The sequence below is a fragment of the Marmoricola sp. URHB0036 genome, assembly GCF_000426045.1.
Classification (GTDB): domain Bacteria; phylum Actinomycetota; class Actinomycetes; order Propionibacteriales; family Nocardioidaceae; genus Marmoricola.
Map to the genome: position 1 here is coordinate 79,616 of NZ_AUEP01000010.1, position 18,297 is coordinate 97,912.

The following is an 18,297-nucleotide window of genomic DNA, read 5'->3' on the forward strand; positions in this document are numbered from 1 at the left end:
CGTCGGCCTGAGCCGGTCGTCAGGCCCGTAGGTCGACGCCCCGCAGCCGTCGCACGCCCTCCTCCAGCACGTCCTGCTCCTTGCAGAACGCCCAGCGGATCAGGTGACGGCCCTCGCTCGACTCGTCCTCGTAGAACACCTGGTTGGGGATGGCGACCACGCGCGCCCGCTCGGCCAACGCAGCGCAGAACGCCTTGCCGTCGGCGTGTCCCCACGAGGACACGTCGGTGGTGACGAAGTAGGTGCCCTGCGGCACGTGGACGTCCAGCCCCAACGCAGCGAGCGCGTCGCACAGGTAGTCGCGCTTCTTCTGCAGGTCCTCGCGGAGCTGCTCGTGGAAGGCAGCCTCGTGGTCGAGGGCCTGGGCGATCGCGGGCTGGAAGGGCGCGCCCGAGGAGTACGACAGCCAGTTCTTCGCGCCCTCGACGGCCGCGACGAGGTCGGCCGGACCGGTGGCCCAGCCGATCTTCCAGCCGGTGAACGAGAACGTCTTGCCCGAGCTCGAGATGGTCACCGTCCGCTCGAACATCCCCGGCAGCGTCGCGAACGGCACGTGCTCGTGATCGTCAAAGGTGAGGTGCTCGTAGACCTCGTCGGTCACCACGACCAGGTCGTGGCGGCGGGCCACGTCGGCCACGGTCTCGAGCTCCGCTCGGTCGAAGACGTGCCCGGTCGGGTTGTGCGGGGTGTTCAGCAGCAGCAGCTTGGTCCGGTCGGTGACGGCGGCTTCGAGCTCGTCGGCGGCGAAGCGGTAGTCGGGGGCACGCAGGGTCACCGGACGTCGTACGCCGCCCGCGAACTGGATCATCGCGCGGTAGCTGTCGTAATAGGGCTCCCAGACCACGACCTCGTCGCCGGGGTCGACCAGCCCGAGCAGCGCCCCGGCGATCGCCTCGGTGGCGCCTGTCGTGACCACGACGTTCTCCGGGGCCAGGCCCAGGCCGTAGTGGCGCTGCTGGTGGCGGATGACCGCGTCGACCAGCTCGGGGGTGCCGCGGCCGGGCGGGTACTGGTTGCGGCCGGCCCGCATCGCGTCGTACACCGCCTCGATGACCGTGTCCGGACCACTCTTGTCGGGGAAGCCCTGCCCGAGGTTGACCGACCCCGTGCGTACGGCGAGGGCCGACATCTCCGCGAAGATCGTGCTGCCGACGCCGTCCAACCGGCGGGCTGCCCTGCTGTGCTCAGTCACGCCACGAACCTAACCCCACCGGACGACCCGGCTGGTCTCGGCCACAATGGCCCCCATGGTCACGCGACGGGGGAGCGACGGATGGCAGCGTGCCCGGGTGGCCTTCTGGTCGGGCATCACCCTGATCCTCGCCGGCCTGGTCGTCCTGGGCTACGTCGGCTGGCAGTTCTGGGGCACGACCTGGGTCTCCAAGCGTGACCAGCGCGAGATCACCAGCTCGCTGCAGAAACAGTGGACCGAGGGCGGCGACCGGCTGCAACCGAAGTACGTCCCGAAGGGCAAGGCCTCGGCGTTGATCCGGATCCCGAGGTTCGGCAAGAAGTACGTCGTGCCGGTGCTCGAGGGCACCAGCCCCGGCATCCTGGCCAAGGGCTACGGGCACTTCACGAAGTCGGCCGACCCGGGTGAGGTCGGCAACTACGCGCTGGCCGCCCACCGCGTGACCCATGGCGAGCCGCTGCGTCGGATGCCGGACCTGCGACCGCGCGACGCGGTGGTGGTCGAGACCGTGGACACCACGTTCACCTACCGGCTCGACACCGACCCGCGGAAGCTGGTGATCCCGTTCACCGGCACCTGGGTGCTCGACCCGCTGCCGAGGAATCCCGACGGCGGCCCGCAGCCGGCACAGCGCCAGGGTCAGCGGCTGATCACGCTGACCACCTGCTCGGAGCTCTTCCACACCGACAACCGGATGATCGCCTTCGGGCACCTCGTGAAGGCCACTCCCAAAGCCTCCGGATAGCCTCACGCGCATGGTTGCTGACCACGATCTCGCACGCGACGTCGATGCCTGCTGCCGGTTGACCGGGGAGTTCACCCTCCGGTCCGGGCAGGTGGCGTCGGAGTACTTCGACAAGTACCTCTTCGAGGCCGACCCCGCCCTCCTCGCGCGTGTCGTGGAGCAGATGATCGGGCTGGTCCCCGAGGGCACCGAGCTGCTCGGGGGGCTCGAGCTCGGCGGCGTCCCGATCGCGACCGTGCTCAGCGCTCGCACCGGGCTGCCGGGCCTGTTCGTGCGGAAGAAGGCCAAGGAGTACGGCACCTGCAAGCTCGCCGAGGGCCCGGACGTGGCCGGGCGCCGGGTGACGCTCGTCGAGGACGTCATCACGACCGGTGGCGCCGTACGCGACGCGACCCGGGCACTGCGCGAGGCCGGCGCGATCGTCGAGCACGTGGTGTGCGCGATCGACCGCAGCCCGGAGGGGGAGAACCCGCTCGCGGACGTCGGCCTCGAGGTGCGCCCGGTGCTCACCAAGGCCCAGCTCGACGCAGCGCGCGCCGGCTAGATCGTCCGACTAGGGCGTCCGGGTCTCCTTGCGGATCTCGGGCGTGGCTTCCGGAGTGGCCTGCGTGCCCTCCGCCTCCGCGGTGCGGTGCCGGTTGCGGCGGTGCTTGCGCCACTCGTAGGCGACCGGGATCACCGAGAAGGCCAGGATCACCAGGATCGCCTTGTCGATGTTCGAGCCCAGGCTCGGGAAGGAACGTCCGAGGAAGTAGCCGAGCAGGGTGATGCTGAGCACCCACGCCACCGCGCCGACCAGGCTCCACAGGAAGAACCGGCGGCGGCGCATCCGGGTGACCCCCGCCACCACGGTGATGTAGGTGCGCACGAACGGCACGAACCGCCCGATCACCAGGGCCTTGTTGCCGTGCTGGTCGAAGAACGCCGCGGTCTTCTCGAAGTACTGACGCTTGATGAACCGGCCCTCGCGCTCGTAGAGCGCCGGACCGACCGAGCGGCCTATCTCATAGCCCAGGACGTTGCCGGCGAACGCAGCCAACGAGAGCAGGACCAGCGCCAGGGGCAGGTCGGTGACCGACGGACCGGGGACGATGTTGTCGCGTGAGGAGACGAACAACCCGACCGCGAACAACAGCGTGTCGCCCGGCAGGACGGGGAAGAACAGACCGCACTCGATGAGCACGATCGCCAGGCACACCCACAGGAACCAGGGTCCGAACTGGTCCAGCAGCCAGTTGGGATCCATCCAGGTGATCCCGAACAGCAAGGGGTTGGTCACCCCCCGAGAGTATCGGTCCTCACCTGACCAGAACCTGTCCAGTCCTACCCTGTGCGCTGTGAGTGCTGAGGAGCCACGGGCGCCGTACGACCCGATGCCGCACGGCACGGCCGAAGTCGGGGTCGGGCCGTGGGAGGGCCCGCTGCCCACCGGGGTGGAGTACGACGCCCAGCTGCTGGCCGAGGGTGACCGGCGCAACGTGGTCGACCGCTACCGGTACTGGTCGATGGAGGCGATCGTGGCCGACCTCGACACCCGGCGCCACGACTTCCACGTGGCCATCGAGAACTGGCAGCACGACTTCAACATCGGCACGATCGTGCGCTCCGCCAATGCCTTCCTGGCTCGCGAGGTGCACGTCGTCGGTCGCAAGCGGTGGAACCGGCGCGGGGCGATGGTGACCGACCGCTACCAGCACGTGCGGCACCACGAGGACGTCGAGTCGCTGGCGGCATACCTCCATGGGGAGGGGGTCACCCTGATGGGCATCGACAACCTCCCGGGGTCCGAGCACCTGGAGACCTGGGCGATGCCGCGGTCGGTCTGCTTCCTGTTCGGGCAGGAGGGTCCGGGTCTCTCCGGCGACGCCCGCGAGCGGTGCGACGGCACCTTCTCCATCGCCCAGTTCGGCTCGACCCGCTCGATCAACGCCTCGGCCGCGGCCGCGATCGCCATGCACACCTGGATCACCCGGTACGCCGACCTCGGAGAGGCCTGGCGGGGCTAGGGGGTGGGGGTGGCCGAGGGGGTCGCCATCGGGCTCAGGCACCGGATGAAGCGGTCGCCGGCGTCCCACCCCTGCTGGCTGGGCGGCTGCCAGAAACCGCCGAACGACCCGACGAGCTGGCGGCAGCGCGCCCGGGCGACCGGGGTGTAGGTGGTGGGGTCGGGATAGGCCTTGATGGCTGCCTGGTAGACGGCCTGCACTCGGAAGGCGTGCGGTCTCGCGCAGGAGATGTCGACGCCGGCGTCGCTCTGGCAGATGCGCACCTGCTCGGGCACCCCCTGGGCCAGCATCGGCTTGCCGGTGGGGAGCGGGACCAGCTTGCCCCCGCTGCGCGCGACCACGTCGCAGCGCAGCCACCGGGCGCCGCGCTCGAGCTGTGCCTGGCTGGGGGTGAACAGTGTCCAGGTCACGATCGAGGTCGCCCGGTCGGCGAGCGTGCCGCCGACCGTGCGCTGGTAGGCCGGTCGGCAGAACCTTTTGCCGAGCGTCCTGCGCTGGGCCACGGGAGTCGTCGGCGTCACCGGCTTGCGCAGGTAGCCGACGTAGGCGACCACGCTGGTGTGCTTGCCCCGGCAGCTGGCCTTCCTGCTGGTGTCCACCGAGGCGACCGACTGCTCCGCACTCATCTGGTGGCACTCGCCCACCTTGGCGGCGCCGTACCCGGGATCAGGTGCGGCCTGGTCACCGGACCCGCTGCTCGAGGAGTCGCTCGGCTTGTCGTCGGACTGCTTCTTCTCGGCGTCCTTGCCGCCGCAGCCGCTGACCAGCAGCACGAGCGCGAGCCCCAGCACGGCGAGGACGGTCCGGTGGCGGTGGGCTGGCATCGGCGCGATCCTCCCATGATCTGTCTGGTCTGGTGGGCAGGCAGATCATCTAGGGTTGGGACATGCCGATCGCCACCCCTGAGAAGTACGCCGAGATGCTCGATGCCGCGAAGGCGAAGTCGTTCGCGTTCCCGGCGATCAACGTGTCCTCCTCCCAGACCCTGAACGCTGCGCTCGCGGGGTTCGCCGAGGCCGGCAGCGACGGGATCATCCAGGTCTCGACCGGCGGGGCGGAGTACCTCTCGGGGCCGACCGTCAAGGACATGGTCACCGGCTCGGTCGCCTTCGCGGCGTACGCCGCCGAGGTCGCGAAGAAGTACCCGGTCAACGTCGCGCTGCACACCGACCACTGCCCCAAGGACAAGCTCGACGGGTTCGTCCGCCCGCTGCTCGCGATTTCGGTCGAGCGGGTGCGCGCCGGCCAGGATCCCCTGTTCCAGTCGCACATGTGGGACGGCTCCGCCGTACCCCTCGAGGAGAACCTGCAGATCGCACAGGAGCTCCTCGCCCAGGCCGCCGAGGCCAAGATCGTGCTCGAGGTGGAGATCGGTGTCGTCGGCGGCGAGGAGGACGGCGTCGAGGGCGGCGGGGGCGAGCAGCTCTACAGCACCACCGACGACGCCCTGGCCACCGTCGCGGCGCTCGGCACCGGCGAGAAGGGCCGCTACCTGACCGCGCTCACCTTCGGCAACGTGCACGGCGTCTACAAGCCCGGCAACGTCAAGCTGCGTCCCGAGATCCTCAAGAAGGCGCAGGACGCCGTCGTCGAGAAGCTCGGTCTCGAGGCCGGGTCCAAGCCGTTCGACCTGGTCTTCCACGGAGGCTCCGGATCCACCGCCGAGGAGATCGCTGCCGCGGTGGAGTACGGCGTGATCAAGATGAACGTCGACACCGACACCCAGTACGCCTTCACCCGACCGGTCGCCGGGCACATGTTCAGCAACTACGACGGGGTGCTCAAGATCGACGGCGAGGTCGGCAACAAGAAGGTCTACGACCCGCGTGCGTGGGGCAAGGCCGCCGAGGCAGGCATGGCTGCCCGTGTCGTCGAGGCCTGCACCAACCTGAGCAGCACCGGCCACTCGATCGGCTGACGGTCAGGCCGGTTCGGCCGCCGCTTCGCTGGGCGCCGCGGCCGGCTGCGTCCGGATCTGGTGGACCGGCCGGGCGAAGGAGATGGCGGCCAGGAAACCCAGCACCAGGGCCGCCGCCGGGAGCAGCATCGACTGCGCCATCGCGTCGCTGAACGGCTGGAACACCTGGGCGGGCAGGTTGCCGCCCCCGGCCTCGCTGGGCTCGAAGTTCAGGCCCTGCGCGGCCAGGCGCGAGTCCATGAGTACGGCGATCGCCGCCGAACCCAGCACCGCACCGACCTGTCGCGTGGCGTTGTAGACACCCGCACCCGCACCGGCCTGGCGCATCGGCAGGTTGCGCGTCGCGGTGGCCGACGTCGGGGCCCAGATGAACGCGTTACCGATGCCGAGCAGGGCCATCGGGAGCAGGATCTCCCAGGTCGCCGAGTCGGGTGTCATCACCTGGACGAGCCAGACCAGCGAGACGAAGGCGCTGGCGAAGCCGAAGCCGGTGATCAGGCGCGGGTGCACCGAGTCGGTCAGCTTGCCGACCCAGGGGGCGAGCACGATCGACATGATCGCCATCGGCACGAGCAGCAGGGCCGACTTGGTGGGCGAGAGCCCGCGGACGAGCTGGGCGTAGAGCATGAGGGGGAAGGCCAGGGCCGTGATCGAGAAACCCATCACCGAGATGGCGACGTTGGCGAGGCTGAAGTTGCGGTCGCGGAACAGGGAGAGCGGCACCAACGGCTCGTTGCGGTTGTGGGCCTGCCACCAGATGAAGATGGCGAACACCACGATGCCGCCCACGATGAGAGCAGGCACCGTGACGATCCCGTTGATGGTGCCCCAGTCGTACTGGTGACCCTCCTGGATGCCGAACACGAGCATGAACATGCCGATGCCGGACAGGGCGACCCCGAGCCAGTCGAACTTGTGGGAGTGAGTGGGCAGCCGGGGCACCAGTCGCCAGGCCAGCGCGAAGCCGACGATGCCGACCGGCACGTTGATGAAGAAGATCCACTCCCAGCCGAGGGCGTCGACCAGGACGCCGCCGAGGATCGGCCCGACCAGGGTGGCGACGCCGGCGGTGGCACCCCACAGCGCCATCGCCTGGCCACGACGCTCGGAGGGGAAGATGCGGGTGATGATGGCCATCGTCTGCGGCGTGATCATGGCGGCACCGAGCCCCTGGAAGACCCGCGCGATGATCAGGCCCTCGATGGTGCCGGTCAGCCCGCAGGCCAGCGAGGAGAGGGTGAACACGGTCAGGCCGAGCAGGTAGAGGTTCTTCGGCCCGAACCGGTCGCCGAGCCGACCGGTGATCAGCACCGGCACGGCGTAGGCCAGCAGGTAGGCGCTGGTCACCCAGACCACGGAGTTCACGTCGGCGTCGAGGTCGGCGATGATCGCGGGCGTCGCCACCGAGACGATGGTGGTGTCGACCAGGATCATGAAGAACCCGATGCACAGCGCGAACAGCGCGGGCCACGGGTTGACGTCGGGGACGCCTGGGTCGGCGGGCGCCTGCGGGCGCGCAGAGGTCTCGGCCATGTCAGTAGCCAACACCCGAGGACTGACAGTTCATCCCGCCCGGATGACCTCGACTCCAGCGGTGCGGAGCTCCGCGACACCGCGCTCCGGGGCGTCGGCGTCGGTGAGCACGGCGGTGACCGCGTCGAGCGGCACCACCTCGAAGGCGGAGGCGGCTCCGATCTTCTCCCCGCTGCCGAGCACGTAGGTCTCACCTGCTCGCTGGGTCCAGGCTCGCTTGATGGCGGCCTCGTCGGCGTCGCCGGTCGTCAACCCGGCGGTGGGATGGATGCCGGTGACACCGAGGAAGAACAGGTCGGCGCTGATCCGGCCGATCGCCTCGTGGGCCGCGGCGCCGGCCGCCACGACCGAGTGCTTGAAGAGCCGGCCGCCGACGATGATCACCTCGACCGAGGGGTGGGTGGCGAGCTCCACGGCGATGGTCGGGCTGTGCGTGACCACGGTGGCCCGGAGGTCGGCGGCCAGGTGGCGGACGAGCTGCTGGGCCGTCGTACCGCCATCGACCGCCACCGTCTGTCCCGGCCGGACCAGGCCAGCGGCCAGGCGACCGACCGCGACCTTCGCGTCCTGCCGGATGCCGGTGCGCACGGTGAAGTCGGCGACGGCGGGGGAGGCCGGCAAGGCACCGCCGTGCACCCGGTGCAGCCGGCCGTCGGCGGCGAGCTCCCGCAGGTCGCGGCGGATGGTGTCCTCGGAGAGCTCGAGCTCGGCCGCGAGCTCCTTGGCGACCACGCGTCCCTCGGTGCGCAGGGTGGCGAGGATCAGGTCCTTGCGCTGGGCAGCGAGCACGGCGTCACCTTACATCTGCACGTTTCTTCTTGTCTTTGCACGTTTCTGCACGTTACTGTACCGCCATGACCCCTCCACTGATGATCCTGATCGCCGGTCCCTACCGCTCCGGCACCGGCGACGACCCCGACCTCCTCGCCGCCAACCTTCGTGCCCTCGAGGAGGCGGCCTGGCCGGTCTTCCGCGCCGGCCACGTGCCGATGATCGGGGAGTGGGTCGCCCTGCCGGTGATGCGCGGCGCCGGTTCCGCGGGTGTCGGCGATGCCGTCTCCGAGCAGGTCTTGTACCCGACCGCCGAGCGGCTGCTGCCGCACTGCGACGCCGTCCTCCGCCTGCCCGGCGCCAGCACGGGCGCGGACCAGGACGTGCGCATCGCCCGGGAGCGCGGCCTGCCGGTCTACGAGCGCGTCGAGGACATCCCGGGGTACGCCGCCCCCGTCCTCGAGCAGGCCTGAGGCTGCGTGCGACGATCGGCGCATGACTGACTCGCCCCTCGGCCGCGACCTGATGGCCGGCCCGCCCCCGACGCTGCTTCCCGTCGACCCGGCCGCCGACGAGCTGGCCGCGGGCGACGATCCCCACGACGTCGTACGCCGCCACCCGGAGTCGCCCCTCGCCTGGGCCACCCTCGCCGAGGCAGCACTGGGCGACGGGGCGGTCGACGACGTGACGGCGTACGCCTATGCCCGCGTCGGCTACCACCGCAGCCTCGACCTGCTGCGCCGCAACGGGTGGAAGGGCCACGGTCCGGTGCCGTGGGAGCACGAGCCCAACCGGGGGTTCCTGCGTGCGCTCGCCGCCCTGACCGAGGCCGCCGGTCGCATCGGCGAGGACCACGAGCGCAACCGGTGCGAGCAGTTCCTGCGCGACTCGAGTCCCGAGGCGTACGAGGCGCTGCGCTGACGAGACATTCGCTGCCGCGGATGAGACGGGAGTCACATTCGGTCTAGAGTTGGGTGCCATGTCACACACTCGCTCGGGCGGGGCCGCTGATGGCGTGCCACCGACCAACAAGGGCCTCCTCGTCCTCGCCGGCGTCCTGCTGGCCATCCCGATCGTGGCCCTCTGCTGGGTGAGCAGCTACGCCCGTGAGACGCCCAAGCTCGGCGGGGTCCCGTTCTTCTTCTGGTACCAGTTCCTCTGGGTGTTCATCACCGCCGCGCTCACCTACGCCGCCCACCGCATCGTGCTGGCCGCCCGCAAGCCCCGCGCCGGTACGACGGGCCACGCGCCCGACGCTGACGGGGAGGACGAGCGATGAATCCCCTGCTCGTGCCCCTGGCAGCCGGTGGCGTCGACGGGGTTGCCCTCCTCGTGCTGATCGTGCTGTTCGCCGTGGTGACCGTGCTCGGCTTCATGGCGACCCGGTTCAAGCGAGGCGACAACCTGGACTCGCTCGACGAGTGGGGGCTGGGCGGCCGCAAGTTCGGCACCTGGATCACCTGGTTCCTGCTGGGCGGTGACCTCTACACGGCCTACACGTTCATCGCCGTGCCGGCCGCGATGTTCGCCACCGGCTCGGTCGCCGGCTTCTTCGCTGTGCCGTACACGATCATCCTCTACCCGATCATCTTCATCTTCATGGCGCGGCTGTGGTCGGTCAGCCACCGCCACGGCTACGTGACGACCGCCGACTTCGTGCGCGGGCGCTACGACTCCCGGGTGCTCTCGCTCGCGGTCGCGGTGACCGGGTTCATCGCGACGATGCCCTACATCGCCCTGCAGCTGGTCGGCATCGAGGCAGTCCTCGAGGTGGTCGGGCTCGGGGGCAGCGACAACTGGCTGGCCAAGGACCTGCCGCTGCTGGTCGCGTTCGTGCTGCTGGCGGCGTACACCTACACCTCGGGGCTGCGTGCGCCGGCCGTGATCGCGTTCGTGAAGGACGCGCTGATCTACCTCGTGATCATCGTCGCGATCGTCTACCTGCCTCACAAGTTCGGTGGCTGGGGGCACATCTTCGACGCCGCCCAGGACAAGATGAGCTCGACGAACCCGGCAACGGGCAAGCCCACCGGGACGTTCATCCCCGGTGCCGGCTCGGCGACCGTGCCCGGCTACTGGGCCTACGCCACGCTCGCCCTGGGCTCGGCGATGGCGCTGTTCATGTATCCCCACTCGGTCACGGCGACGCTCTCCTCCGAGAGTCGCAAGACGATCCGGCGCAACTCCGCGATCCTGCCGGCGTACTCCTTCGTCCTAGGGCTCCTCGCCCTGCTGGGCTGGGTCGCCATCGCCGCGGGTACCAAGCCCGTGGGTGCGGACGGCAAGCCCAACCCGCAGCTGGTGATCCCGCAGCTGTTCGAGGACTCCTTCCCGAGCTGGTTCGCCGGCGTGGCCTTCGCCGCGGTCGCGATCGGGGCACTGGTGCCGGCGGCGATCATGTCGATCGCCGCGGCGAACACGTTCACGCGCAACATCTACAAGGAGTGGATCAAACCGAACGCCACCGTCGCGGAAGAGGCGAAGGTCTCCAAGCTCGCCTCTCTGGCAGTCAAGGCGTTCGCGCTGCTCTTCGTGCTGACGCTCGACAACCAGAACGCCATCAACTTCCAGCTGCTCGGCGGCATCTGGATCCTGCAGACGTTCCCGGCCATCGTGTTCAGCCTCTACACGCGGTGGTTCCACCGCTACGCGCTGCTCGCCGGGTGGGCGGTCGGCATGATCTACGGCACCGTTGCGGCGTACCAGGTCGCGAGTCCGGTGACCAAGCACTTCGGTGGCTCGCTGAAGACGATCCCGTCGATCGAGCAGATGGGCTACATCGCGGTCACGGCGTTCGTGCTGAACGTGGCCGTCGCCGTCGTGCTGTCGGCGGTGCTGCGGACGATGAAGTTCTCCAACGGGTCCGACGAGACGACGACGGGCGACTACTTCGCCGACGCCGGCGACCCGCGCGTGGAGAAGGACAAGGCAGCGCGGGAGGTCAACGAGGCTGATCCGACGTCGGCGTAACCGAACGACTACGGGACGAGCAAGGCGTAGGCACCTGGTTCGAGGTGCCAGGAGCGGCGGCGCTCGGGGCCGCTGATCTCGCCGTCGGCGGCGAGGAAGAAGTCCTCACCGGAGATGGTCACCTGCTTGGCCCGCAGGGCGATGACGTCGTCGCGCTCGGTGTGGTCGCCCTCGCGGAGGTGCCAGGCATACCCGAACCGCTCGAGCGGACCGGTCGCCATCGACACCATCACGTCGAGCCGGCCGTCGGAGGGGTCGGCATCCGGGGTGAGCTCGGTGCCGCCGCCCACGCTGGTGCCGTTGCCGATGGCGACCATCAAGATGTGCTTGTCCATGTCCGAGACGACCTCCCCGTCGGCCTCGATCCGCAGCCGGACGAACGGCGGCTTGATCGAGGACAGGGCCGCGCCGATGGGGTAGCCGAGGATCCCGAAGCCGTACGGTCCCAGCCGCTCCTTCCAGCGGGCGCCGCGACGGCTCGCCTGGGCGCTGGCGCCCGCGTGCACGCTGTTGACGACGACCCCGCCCAGCTCGTCGACGATGAGGTCCATCCGGCGTGGTGTGCCGGCCAACAGTGCAGCGGCTGCCTCCGCCGGATCGAGGGGTAGCCCCAGGGCGCGCGCGAAGTCGTTGCCGGTGCCGAGCGGGATCAGCCCGAGGGTGCGCTCGGCGAGCTCGTGGCGCCGGTGCAGGGCACTGACCACGGCGTGCAGGCTGCCGTCGCCCCCGGCCACCACGATCGAGCGGCAGCCGGCGCGGTGCAGCACGCCGTCGAGCTCACCGGGGTTGCTGGTGGTGGCGACCTCGACGTCGGCGTCCTCCCGCAGCACGCCGAGCGCCACCTCGAGGGCGTCGTGCTGAGCGCCACCGGCGTCGGTGTTGGTGATGAGGAGCAGCGGATCCACGCCGTCACCCTAGACGTGCTTCGCCGGATGGAGGTCCAGGCACAGTCCTTGGTAGCGTGTGGTCGCAAGAGCCCGGTGCTGTTGCACCCGGGCTCTCGTCATGGGGGCGCGGGACGTCCGGAATCCATTTGTTGGAGGGCCAGCACTATGCCCGGAATCGTGGTGCTCGGAGCCCAGTGGGGCGACGAGGGCAAGGGCAAGGCGACCGACCTGCTCACCACCGAGGACGCCATCGACTTCTGCGTCCGCACGAGCGGGGGCCACAACGCCGGCCACACGATCGTGGTCGACGGCCAGAAGTTCGCCACCCATCTGCTGCCGAGCGGGATCCTCACGCCCGGCTGCACCTCCGTGATCGGCAACGGGGTGGTGGTCTCGCCGGAGGCGCTGTTCCGCGAGTTCGACGCGCTGATCGAGCGCCAGGTGCCGATGGGCCAGCTCGTGGTCAGCTCGAACGCCCACGTGATCGCGTCGTACCACTCGATCGTCGACAAGGTCACCGAGCGCTTCCTCGGCAAGAACAAGATCGGTACGACGGGTCGCGGCATAGGTCCGGCGTACGCCGACAAGATCAACCGGGTCGGCATCCGGATCGCCGACATCTTCGACGAGGGGATCCTGAGCGAGAAGGTCGAGGCCGCGCTCGAGGTCAAGAACCACCTGCTCACCAAGGTCTACAACCGCCGGGCCATCTCCGTCGACGAGGTGGTCGAGGACCTCCGCGGGTACGCCGAGCGACTGCAGCCGATGGTCGCCGACACCTCGCTGCTGCTCAACCAGGCGCTCGACGACGGCAAGACGGTGCTCTTCGAAGGCGCCCAGGCGACGATGCTCGACGTCGACCACGGCACCTACCCGTTCGTCACCAGCAGCAACCCGGTCTCCGGCGGCGTCTGCGTCGGAGCCGGCGTCGGCCCGACCCGGATCGACCGGATCATCGGCGTCATCAAGGCCTACACGACGCGGGTCGGTTCGGGGCCGTTCCCGACCGAGCTGTTCGACGAGGACGGCGAGAAGCTGTGGCGCATCGGTGGTGAGGTCGGCGTGTCGACCGGCCGCGACCGCCGCTGCGGTTGGTACGACGCCGTGGTCGCGCGTTACTCCGCCCGCGTCAACGGGCTCACCGAGCTGTTCATGACCAAGCTCGACGTGCTCTCCAGCTGGGAGCGGGTGCCGGTCTGCGTGGCCTACGACGTCGACGGGCTCCGGCACGACGAGATGCCGATGACGCAGACCGAGTTCCACCGGGCGACGCCGATCTATGAGTACCTCGACGGCTGGGGCGAGGACATCTCCGGCTGCCGCGCGTTCGACGACCTGCCGAAGAACGCCCAGCGCTACGTGCGCGAGCTCGAGGGCATGTCCGGCGTGCCGTTCTGGGCCGTCGGGGTCGGTCCCGGTCGCGACCAGACCGTCGTGGTCAGCTGACGGCTCAGGGTCGGCGTACGAGGGCGACGAACAGGTCGGCCACCACGTCGGCCAGGCCGTCGGGCTCGAGCTCGACGTCGCCGGAGAGCCACGCGGCGACCAGCTCCGCCAGACCACCGACGAAGATGATCCCCTGCACCCGGGCTCGGTCCGGCTTCCACGCGCGGTCGCCGTAGAGCTCGGCGGCCTCGTGCGCGGCGATCTCCGCGAAGGTGACGACCAGCTCCTTGCGGCGCTGACGCAGGGCCGCGATCGTGCGTGCGTGCATCACCGCGACCACGGCACGGTCGCGGTGGGCCGCCGCCCAGTGGGCGAAGTCGCGGGCCATCGCGAGCACCCGCTCTTCGGTGCTGCCCGGAGTGTCCTGGAGCACCCGGACGGCGTTGCGCGAGATCTCGTCGGTGACCCGCTCGAGTGCGGCGACGAGCGCCGCGTCGCGGTGCGCGAAGCTCTCGTAGAAGTAGCGCTCGGTGAGGCCTGCCTCCTGGCAGATCGCCGTCATGGTGGCCCGTTCGCCCTGGCCGGCCAGCACGGTGATGGCGGCCTCGACCAGCCGGGCGCGGCGGTCCTCGGTGCGCTCCTGGGCCGAGCGACCCCCGTAGCTGCGCTCCACCGAACTCATGGACGGCATCTTGACGCCTCCCGACCGATCCACAAAACTGACAGGGCATTCTGTCAGACGGCTGGGTCGGGAAACGGAGGGCCATGTCGCAGACCGTCCGCCCGGCGCCGTACCGACGCGGCGGCGCGCCGTTCCTGGGCGCCACCCTGGCCTACATCCGTGACCCGCTGCGGCTGATGCGCGAGCAGTACGACGCCTACGGCCCCGTCTCCGAGCTCGAGTTCGTCGGTGGGCGCGCGACGGTGCTGCTCGGTCCCGACGCGTGCGCCGCTGCGCTCCAGAACAAGGACAAGGCCTTCGTCAACGGACCAGGCTGGGGCGAGATCGTCGGACCGTTCTTCCATCGAGGCCTGATGCTGCTCGACTTCGAGGAGCATCACCGGCACCGGATGCTGATGCAGCAGGCGTTCACCCGACCCCGGCTCGAGTCCTACGTGTCGGCGCTCGGCCCGGCGGTCGCCACCGGCCTCGACGCCTGGGAACCACGTCCGGACTTCCGCGTCTACCCGGCCCTGAAGTCGCTCACCCTCGACCTGGCGACGCAGGTGTTCATGGGTGGCGCCGAGCTGGCGTCGCCCGACGAGCTCCAGCGGGTGAACCGCGCATTCGTGGCCTGCGTGCAGGCGGCCACCGGGTTCGTACGCCGCCCACTGCCCGGCACCCGGTGGGGGCGGGCGATGCGCGGACGTCGCCTGCTGGAGGAGTTCTTCGGCCGGCACCTTGCTGCCAAGCGGGAAGGCGGTGGCGACGACCTGTTCTCCGTGCTCGCCTCGCTGCGGGACGACGAGGGGGAAGGGCTCTCCGACAGCGACGTCGTCAACCACATGATCTTCCTGCTGATGGCGGCCCACGACACCTCGACCATCACCGTGACCACGATGATGCGCCAGCTCGGTGCCCACCCGAGGTGGCGCGAGCGCCTCCGCGACGAGGCGGCCTCACTCTCCGACAGCCCGACCCTCGACGAGCTCGACGCGCTGGAGTCGTTCGACCTCGTCATGAAGGAGTGCCTGCGCCTGGTCCCGCCGGTGCCCGTGGTGGCGCGGCGCTCGGTCAAGGAGACCGAGGTGCTCGGCGTACGCATCCCGGCCGACCAGCCGGTCGCGGTGATGCTGCACCTCGGGCACCACATGTCGGAGTACTGGCCGCAGCCGGAGGTCTTCGACCCGATGAGGTTCGCCAGCCACCGGCGTGAGGACAAGGTCCACCGGCACGCCTGGGAGCCGTTCGGTGGGGGCGTGCACAAGTGCCTCGGGATGGCCTTCGCCGGGTCGGAGGTCAAGCTCATCGTGCACCAGCTGCTCCGCCGTTTCGACTGGACAGTGGACGCGGCGTACCGCGACCGGCTGAACTACCACTCACTCCCGTTCCCCTCGGACGGCCAGCCGGTCGCCCTCCGTCGTCTCGAAAGGACAACGCACTCATGAGCAAGCGCGACATCTCCGGACTCACGGTCGTGATCACCGGGGCGGCCCGCGGGATCGGTGAGGCGACGGCCGAGCTGCTGGCCTCCCAGGGCGCCACGGTGGCCCTCGGCGACCTCGACGAGGTCCTGGTCAAGCAGGTCGCGGAGCGGGTGGGGCGGGGTGCCGTCGGCGCCCGGCTCGACGTCACCGACGCGGACTCGTGGCGGGCCTTCCTGGCCGAGATCGGTGAGGTCGGCCCGATCGACGTACTCGTGAACAACGCCGGCATCATGCCCCTCGGCTCGGTCCTCAAGGAGCCCGACGCCGTCACCAAGGCGATCATCGACGTCAACGTGCACGGGCTGATCAACGGCACCAAGGCGGTCGCGCCGGGCATGGTGGAGCGGGGTCGGGGCGCGATCGTCAACGTCGCCTCGGCGGTCGGCCGGGTCGCGGTCGCGGACGGTGCCACCTACTCGGCCTCGAAGTTCGCAGCGGTCGGCTTCAGCGAGGCGACCCGGGCCGAGCTCAGGCCGCACGGCATCGACGTGTCCGTCGTACTCCCCACGATCGTGCAGACCGAGCTGTCCGCCGGCGTCCCGGCCGCCAAGGGCGTCAAGTCCGTCACCGCGCAGGACGTCGCCGAAGTGATCGCCACGACCATCCGTACCGGACTCCCGGAGCTGTGGGTGCCGCGCTGGGTGCTCGGCATGACCAAGGCGACCGGCGTGCTGCCGCGCTGGCTGCAGGACAAGATCGCCGGTGCCTTCGGTGCCGATCGCGTGCTGGCCGACCGTGACGAGTCGAAGCGGGCCGCCTACGAGGCGCGGGTGCGCCCGCCCGCCGGCTGAGTCCGCCCCACGGCCACCGTTAGCATCTGCCAGCGTGAAGGTCCTCGTCATCGGCTCCGGCGGCCGTGAGCACGCGCTCGCGCTGTCCCTCTCCCGCGACCCGGCCGTCGAGGAGGTCCACGCCGCACCCGGCAACCCCGGCATCGCCGCCGTCGCCACCCTGCACGAGGTCGACCAGCTCGACGGCGACGCGGTCGCGACGCTCGCCGAGCAGGTCGGTGCCGACCTCGTCGTCGTCGGTCCCGAGGCGCCCTTGGTCGCGGGGGTCGCCGACGCCGTCCGCGACCGCGGCATCAGCTGCTTCGGCCCCTCGCAGGAGGCGGCCGAGCTCGAGGGCTCGAAGGCGTTCGCCAAGCACGTGATGGCCTCAGCCGGAGTCCCGACCGCCATGGCGCACGTCTGCACCACGACCGACGAGGTGGCCGCGGCCCTCGACGCCTTCGGCCCGCCGTACGTCGTGAAGGACGACGGCCTCGCCGCCGGCAAGGGCGTCGTGGTGACCGACGACCGCGAGGCAGCCGCCGCCCACGCCGCGCAGTGCCTGGGCGACGAAGGTGGCGAAGGTGGCGAAGGTGGCGGGGGCGGCCGGGTGGTGATCGAGGAGTACCTCGACGGCCCCGAGGTCTCCCTGTTCGCGATCACCGACGGCACCACGGTCTACCCGCTCCTGCCGGCCCAGGACTTCAAGCGCATCTCCGACGGCGACGAAGGTCCGAACACCGGCGGCATGGGCGCCTACACCCCGCTCCCGTGGGCGCCGGCGGACCTCGTCGCCGACGTGGACCAGCGGGTCCTCCAACCGACCGTCGACGAGATGGCCCGACGCGGCGCCACCTTCACCGGGTTGCTCTACGCCGGACTCGCGCTCACCTCGCGCGGCGTCCGCGTGGTCGAGTTCAACGCCCGGTTCGGTGACCCCGAGACCCAGCCGCTGCTCGCCCTGCTCGACTCGCCCCTCGCCGCCCTCCTGCTCGCCGCGGCCGAGGGTCGGCTGCACGAGGTCGAGCCCCCCCGGTGGAAGGCGGGTGCTGCCGTCGCGGTGGTGATGGCCAGCGCGGGCTACCCGGAGTCCTCCTCCAAGGGAGACGTCATCACCGGCGCCGAGGCCGTGGACGGGGCGGACGTCATCCACGCGGGAACGGCCCTGCTGGACGGCAACCTGGTGACCGCCGGCGGCCGGGTGCTGGCGGTCACTGCTGTCGGCACGGACATCGCCGACGCGCGGTCCCGCGCCTACGACGGCGTGGGCGCGATCAGCTTCGACGGTGCCCAGTGGCGCACCGACATCGCCGCCGAGGTCTGACCCCTTCGGTGAGCGCTACGTAGTTGGGTCCACGTGGGCCCAACTACGTAGCACTTGTGAAGCAGGCCGTGCTGTCGGTGCCGACGCCTAGCGTCGAGCCATGTTGATGAGCGCTCGGGAAGCCTGCGCGGCGCTGTCTCCCCTCGGGCTCAGCCGCGGTCAAGGGCAGCGGGTCCTGGCAGCGGGTCTAGCGGGCGATCCGCTCCGGACGCGATCTGCCCTGCTCTACGAGGAGCGGCTGGTCCGCGCGCTGGCGGAACGACCGACGATCTCCTGGCCGGAGGTCCATGAGCTGTGTGCCGCTGGAGTGTTCGTCTCCCGACGCACGGTCGACCCGACGCGCTGCCCGGCGGAGCAGATCGAGGCTCTGAGCAGCGGCTGGGGATCGGTCTCGCCCTGGAGCTGGTGGGAGATGGGTTGCCAGATCCGCACGCACGGCAGCATTGCGTTCGTCGCCACGGTGGCCGGTTTCGTCGTGCTCGGCGGCGACATCGTGGGGCTGCGCGACGGCTCCCGGTTGCTGATCGAACCACCCGGTGAGTGGTTCGGGTCCTTCGAGGGGCACCGTCTCCCCAGCGGTCCAGGGCGCCCTTGGGTCCTCCGGCTCGGCACCCTCCGACTGGGGCAGCACGCCGCGACCTGAGAAG

General features: G+C 70.3%; 20 protein-coding genes. 13 read left to right on the forward strand and 7 right to left on the reverse strand.

Annotation, left to right across the window (positions count from 1 at the left end):
- Positions 1-19: 19 nt before the first annotated feature.
- On the reverse strand, positions 20-1,192 hold the full coding sequence (locus tag H976_RS0112515) for a pyridoxal phosphate-dependent aminotransferase (protein ID WP_027861820.1): 1,173 nt from the start codon (positions 1,190-1,192) through the stop codon (positions 20-22).
- Positions 1,193-1,247: 55 nt separating this feature from the next.
- Between H976_RS0112515 and H976_RS26085 the strand changes: the two genes are divergently transcribed.
- Both H976_RS26085 and pyrE read left to right on the forward strand, forming a co-directional pair.
- Complete coding sequence (locus H976_RS26085) at positions 1,248-1,937, forward strand: class E sortase (protein ID WP_036226188.1); 690 nt, start codon at positions 1,248-1,250, stop codon at positions 1,935-1,937.
- A gap of 10 nt (positions 1,938-1,947) precedes the next feature.
- A complete protein-coding gene (gene pyrE / locus H976_RS0112525) occupies positions 1,948-2,481 on the forward strand; it encodes an orotate phosphoribosyltransferase (protein WP_027861821.1) in 534 nt (177 codons plus the stop codon).
- Between the two features lie 9 nt (positions 2,482-2,490).
- Here the strand turns inward: pyrE and H976_RS0112530 are convergent, their stop codons facing one another.
- Positions 2,491-3,216 (reverse strand): DedA family protein, encoded by a 726-nt coding sequence (locus H976_RS0112530; protein ID WP_027861822.1) that lies wholly within the window; start codon positions 3,214-3,216, stop codon positions 2,491-2,493.
- Positions 3,217-3,310: 94 nt separating this feature from the next.
- On the opposite strand from H976_RS0112530, the gene H976_RS0112535 reads away from it, so the two are divergent.
- Positions 3,311-3,943, forward strand: a complete 633-nt coding sequence (locus H976_RS0112535; protein WP_027861823.1) for a TrmH family RNA methyltransferase — start codon at positions 3,311-3,313, stop codon at positions 3,941-3,943.
- Here H976_RS0112535 and H976_RS0112540 read toward each other — a convergent pair.
- The gene (locus H976_RS0112540; RefSeq protein ID WP_027861824.1) at positions 3,940-4,767 is read right to left on the reverse strand and encodes a septum formation family protein; all 828 of its coding nucleotides are present in this window, start codon (positions 4,765-4,767) and stop codon (positions 3,940-3,942) included. The two genes, H976_RS0112535 and H976_RS0112540, sit on opposite strands and share 4 nt — an antisense overlap.
- 62 nt (positions 4,768-4,829) lie before the next feature.
- Here H976_RS0112540 and fbaA point away from each other — a divergent pair, with 62 nt between their 5' ends.
- Complete coding sequence (fbaA, locus tag H976_RS0112545) at positions 4,830-5,861, forward strand: class II fructose-bisphosphate aldolase (RefSeq protein WP_027861825.1); 1,032 nt, start codon at positions 4,830-4,832, stop codon at positions 5,859-5,861.
- A gap of 3 nt (positions 5,862-5,864) precedes the next feature.
- On the opposite strand, the gene H976_RS0112550 is transcribed toward fbaA, so the two are convergent.
- Together H976_RS0112550 and H976_RS0112555 are read right to left on the reverse strand one after the other, a co-directional pair.
- Complete coding sequence (locus tag H976_RS0112550) at positions 5,865-7,394, reverse strand: DHA2 family efflux MFS transporter permease subunit (protein ID WP_027861826.1); 1,530 nt, start codon at positions 7,392-7,394, stop codon at positions 5,865-5,867.
- A gap of 30 nt (positions 7,395-7,424) precedes the next feature.
- A complete protein-coding gene (locus H976_RS0112555) occupies positions 7,425-8,183 on the reverse strand; it encodes a DeoR/GlpR family DNA-binding transcription regulator (protein ID WP_027861827.1) in 759 nt (252 codons plus the stop codon).
- A gap of 65 nt (positions 8,184-8,248) precedes the next feature.
- Between H976_RS0112555 and H976_RS0112560 the strand changes: the two genes are divergently transcribed.
- The 4 genes from H976_RS0112560 to mctP are packed head-to-tail and all read left to right on the forward strand — an operon-like array spanning position 8,249 to position 11,135.
- Positions 8,249-8,638, forward strand: coding sequence for a DUF4406 domain-containing protein (locus H976_RS0112560; RefSeq protein WP_196804055.1), 390 nt, complete (start codon positions 8,249-8,251; stop codon positions 8,636-8,638).
- 22 nt (positions 8,639-8,660) lie between these two features.
- The gene (locus tag H976_RS0112565; RefSeq protein WP_027861829.1) at positions 8,661-9,086 is read left to right on the forward strand and encodes a DUF3151 domain-containing protein; all 426 of its coding nucleotides are present in this window, start codon (positions 8,661-8,663) and stop codon (positions 9,084-9,086) included.
- A gap of 58 nt (positions 9,087-9,144) precedes the next feature.
- Positions 9,145-9,444, forward strand: a complete 300-nt coding sequence (locus tag H976_RS26090) for a DUF3311 domain-containing protein (RefSeq protein WP_081682866.1) — start codon at positions 9,145-9,147, stop codon at positions 9,442-9,444.
- Entirely contained in the window at positions 9,441-11,135 is a 1,695-nt protein-coding gene (gene mctP, locus H976_RS0112575; RefSeq protein WP_027861830.1) for a monocarboxylate uptake permease MctP, read from the forward strand. The genes H976_RS26090 and mctP overlap by 4 nt, the downstream gene beginning before the upstream one ends.
- Positions 11,136-11,143: 8 nt before the next feature.
- On the opposite strand, the gene H976_RS0112580 is transcribed toward mctP, so the two are convergent.
- Complete coding sequence (locus H976_RS0112580) at positions 11,144-12,040, reverse strand: diacylglycerol kinase family protein (RefSeq protein ID WP_155918215.1); 897 nt, start codon at positions 12,038-12,040, stop codon at positions 11,144-11,146.
- Between the two features lie 147 nt (positions 12,041-12,187).
- Here H976_RS0112580 and H976_RS0112585 point away from each other — a divergent pair, with 147 nt between their 5' ends.
- Entirely contained in the window at positions 12,188-13,468 is a 1,281-nt protein-coding gene (locus H976_RS0112585) for an adenylosuccinate synthase (RefSeq protein WP_027861832.1), read from the forward strand.
- 4 nt (positions 13,469-13,472) lie between these two features.
- Here the strand turns inward: H976_RS0112585 and H976_RS26095 are convergent, their stop codons facing one another.
- Entirely contained in the window at positions 13,473-14,090 is a 618-nt protein-coding gene (locus H976_RS26095) for a TetR/AcrR family transcriptional regulator (RefSeq protein WP_155918217.1), read from the reverse strand.
- 83 nt (positions 14,091-14,173) lie between these two features.
- On the opposite strand from H976_RS26095, the gene H976_RS0112595 reads away from it, so the two are divergent.
- The 4 genes from H976_RS0112595 (at position 14,174) to H976_RS30000 (ending at position 18,293) form a co-directional block, all read left to right on the forward strand.
- Complete coding sequence (locus H976_RS0112595; protein ID WP_027861833.1) at positions 14,174-15,517, forward strand: cytochrome P450; 1,344 nt, start codon at positions 14,174-14,176, stop codon at positions 15,515-15,517.
- Positions 15,514-16,347 carry an SDR family oxidoreductase gene (locus H976_RS0112600; protein WP_027861834.1) on the forward strand — a complete coding sequence of 278 codons (834 nt, stop codon included), beginning with the start codon at positions 15,514-15,516 and terminating at the stop codon, positions 16,345-16,347. Before H976_RS0112595 ends, H976_RS0112600 begins: the two co-directional genes overlap by 4 nt.
- Positions 16,348-16,381: 34 nt before the next feature.
- On the forward strand, positions 16,382-17,650 hold the full coding sequence (gene purD, locus H976_RS0112605) for a phosphoribosylamine--glycine ligase (protein WP_027861835.1): 1,269 nt from the start codon (positions 16,382-16,384) through the stop codon (positions 17,648-17,650).
- A gap of 100 nt (positions 17,651-17,750) precedes the next feature.
- The gene (locus tag H976_RS30000; RefSeq protein ID WP_155918219.1) at positions 17,751-18,293 is read left to right on the forward strand and encodes a hypothetical protein; all 543 of its coding nucleotides are present in this window, start codon (positions 17,751-17,753) and stop codon (positions 18,291-18,293) included.
- Positions 18,294-18,297: the final 4 nt, after the last annotated feature.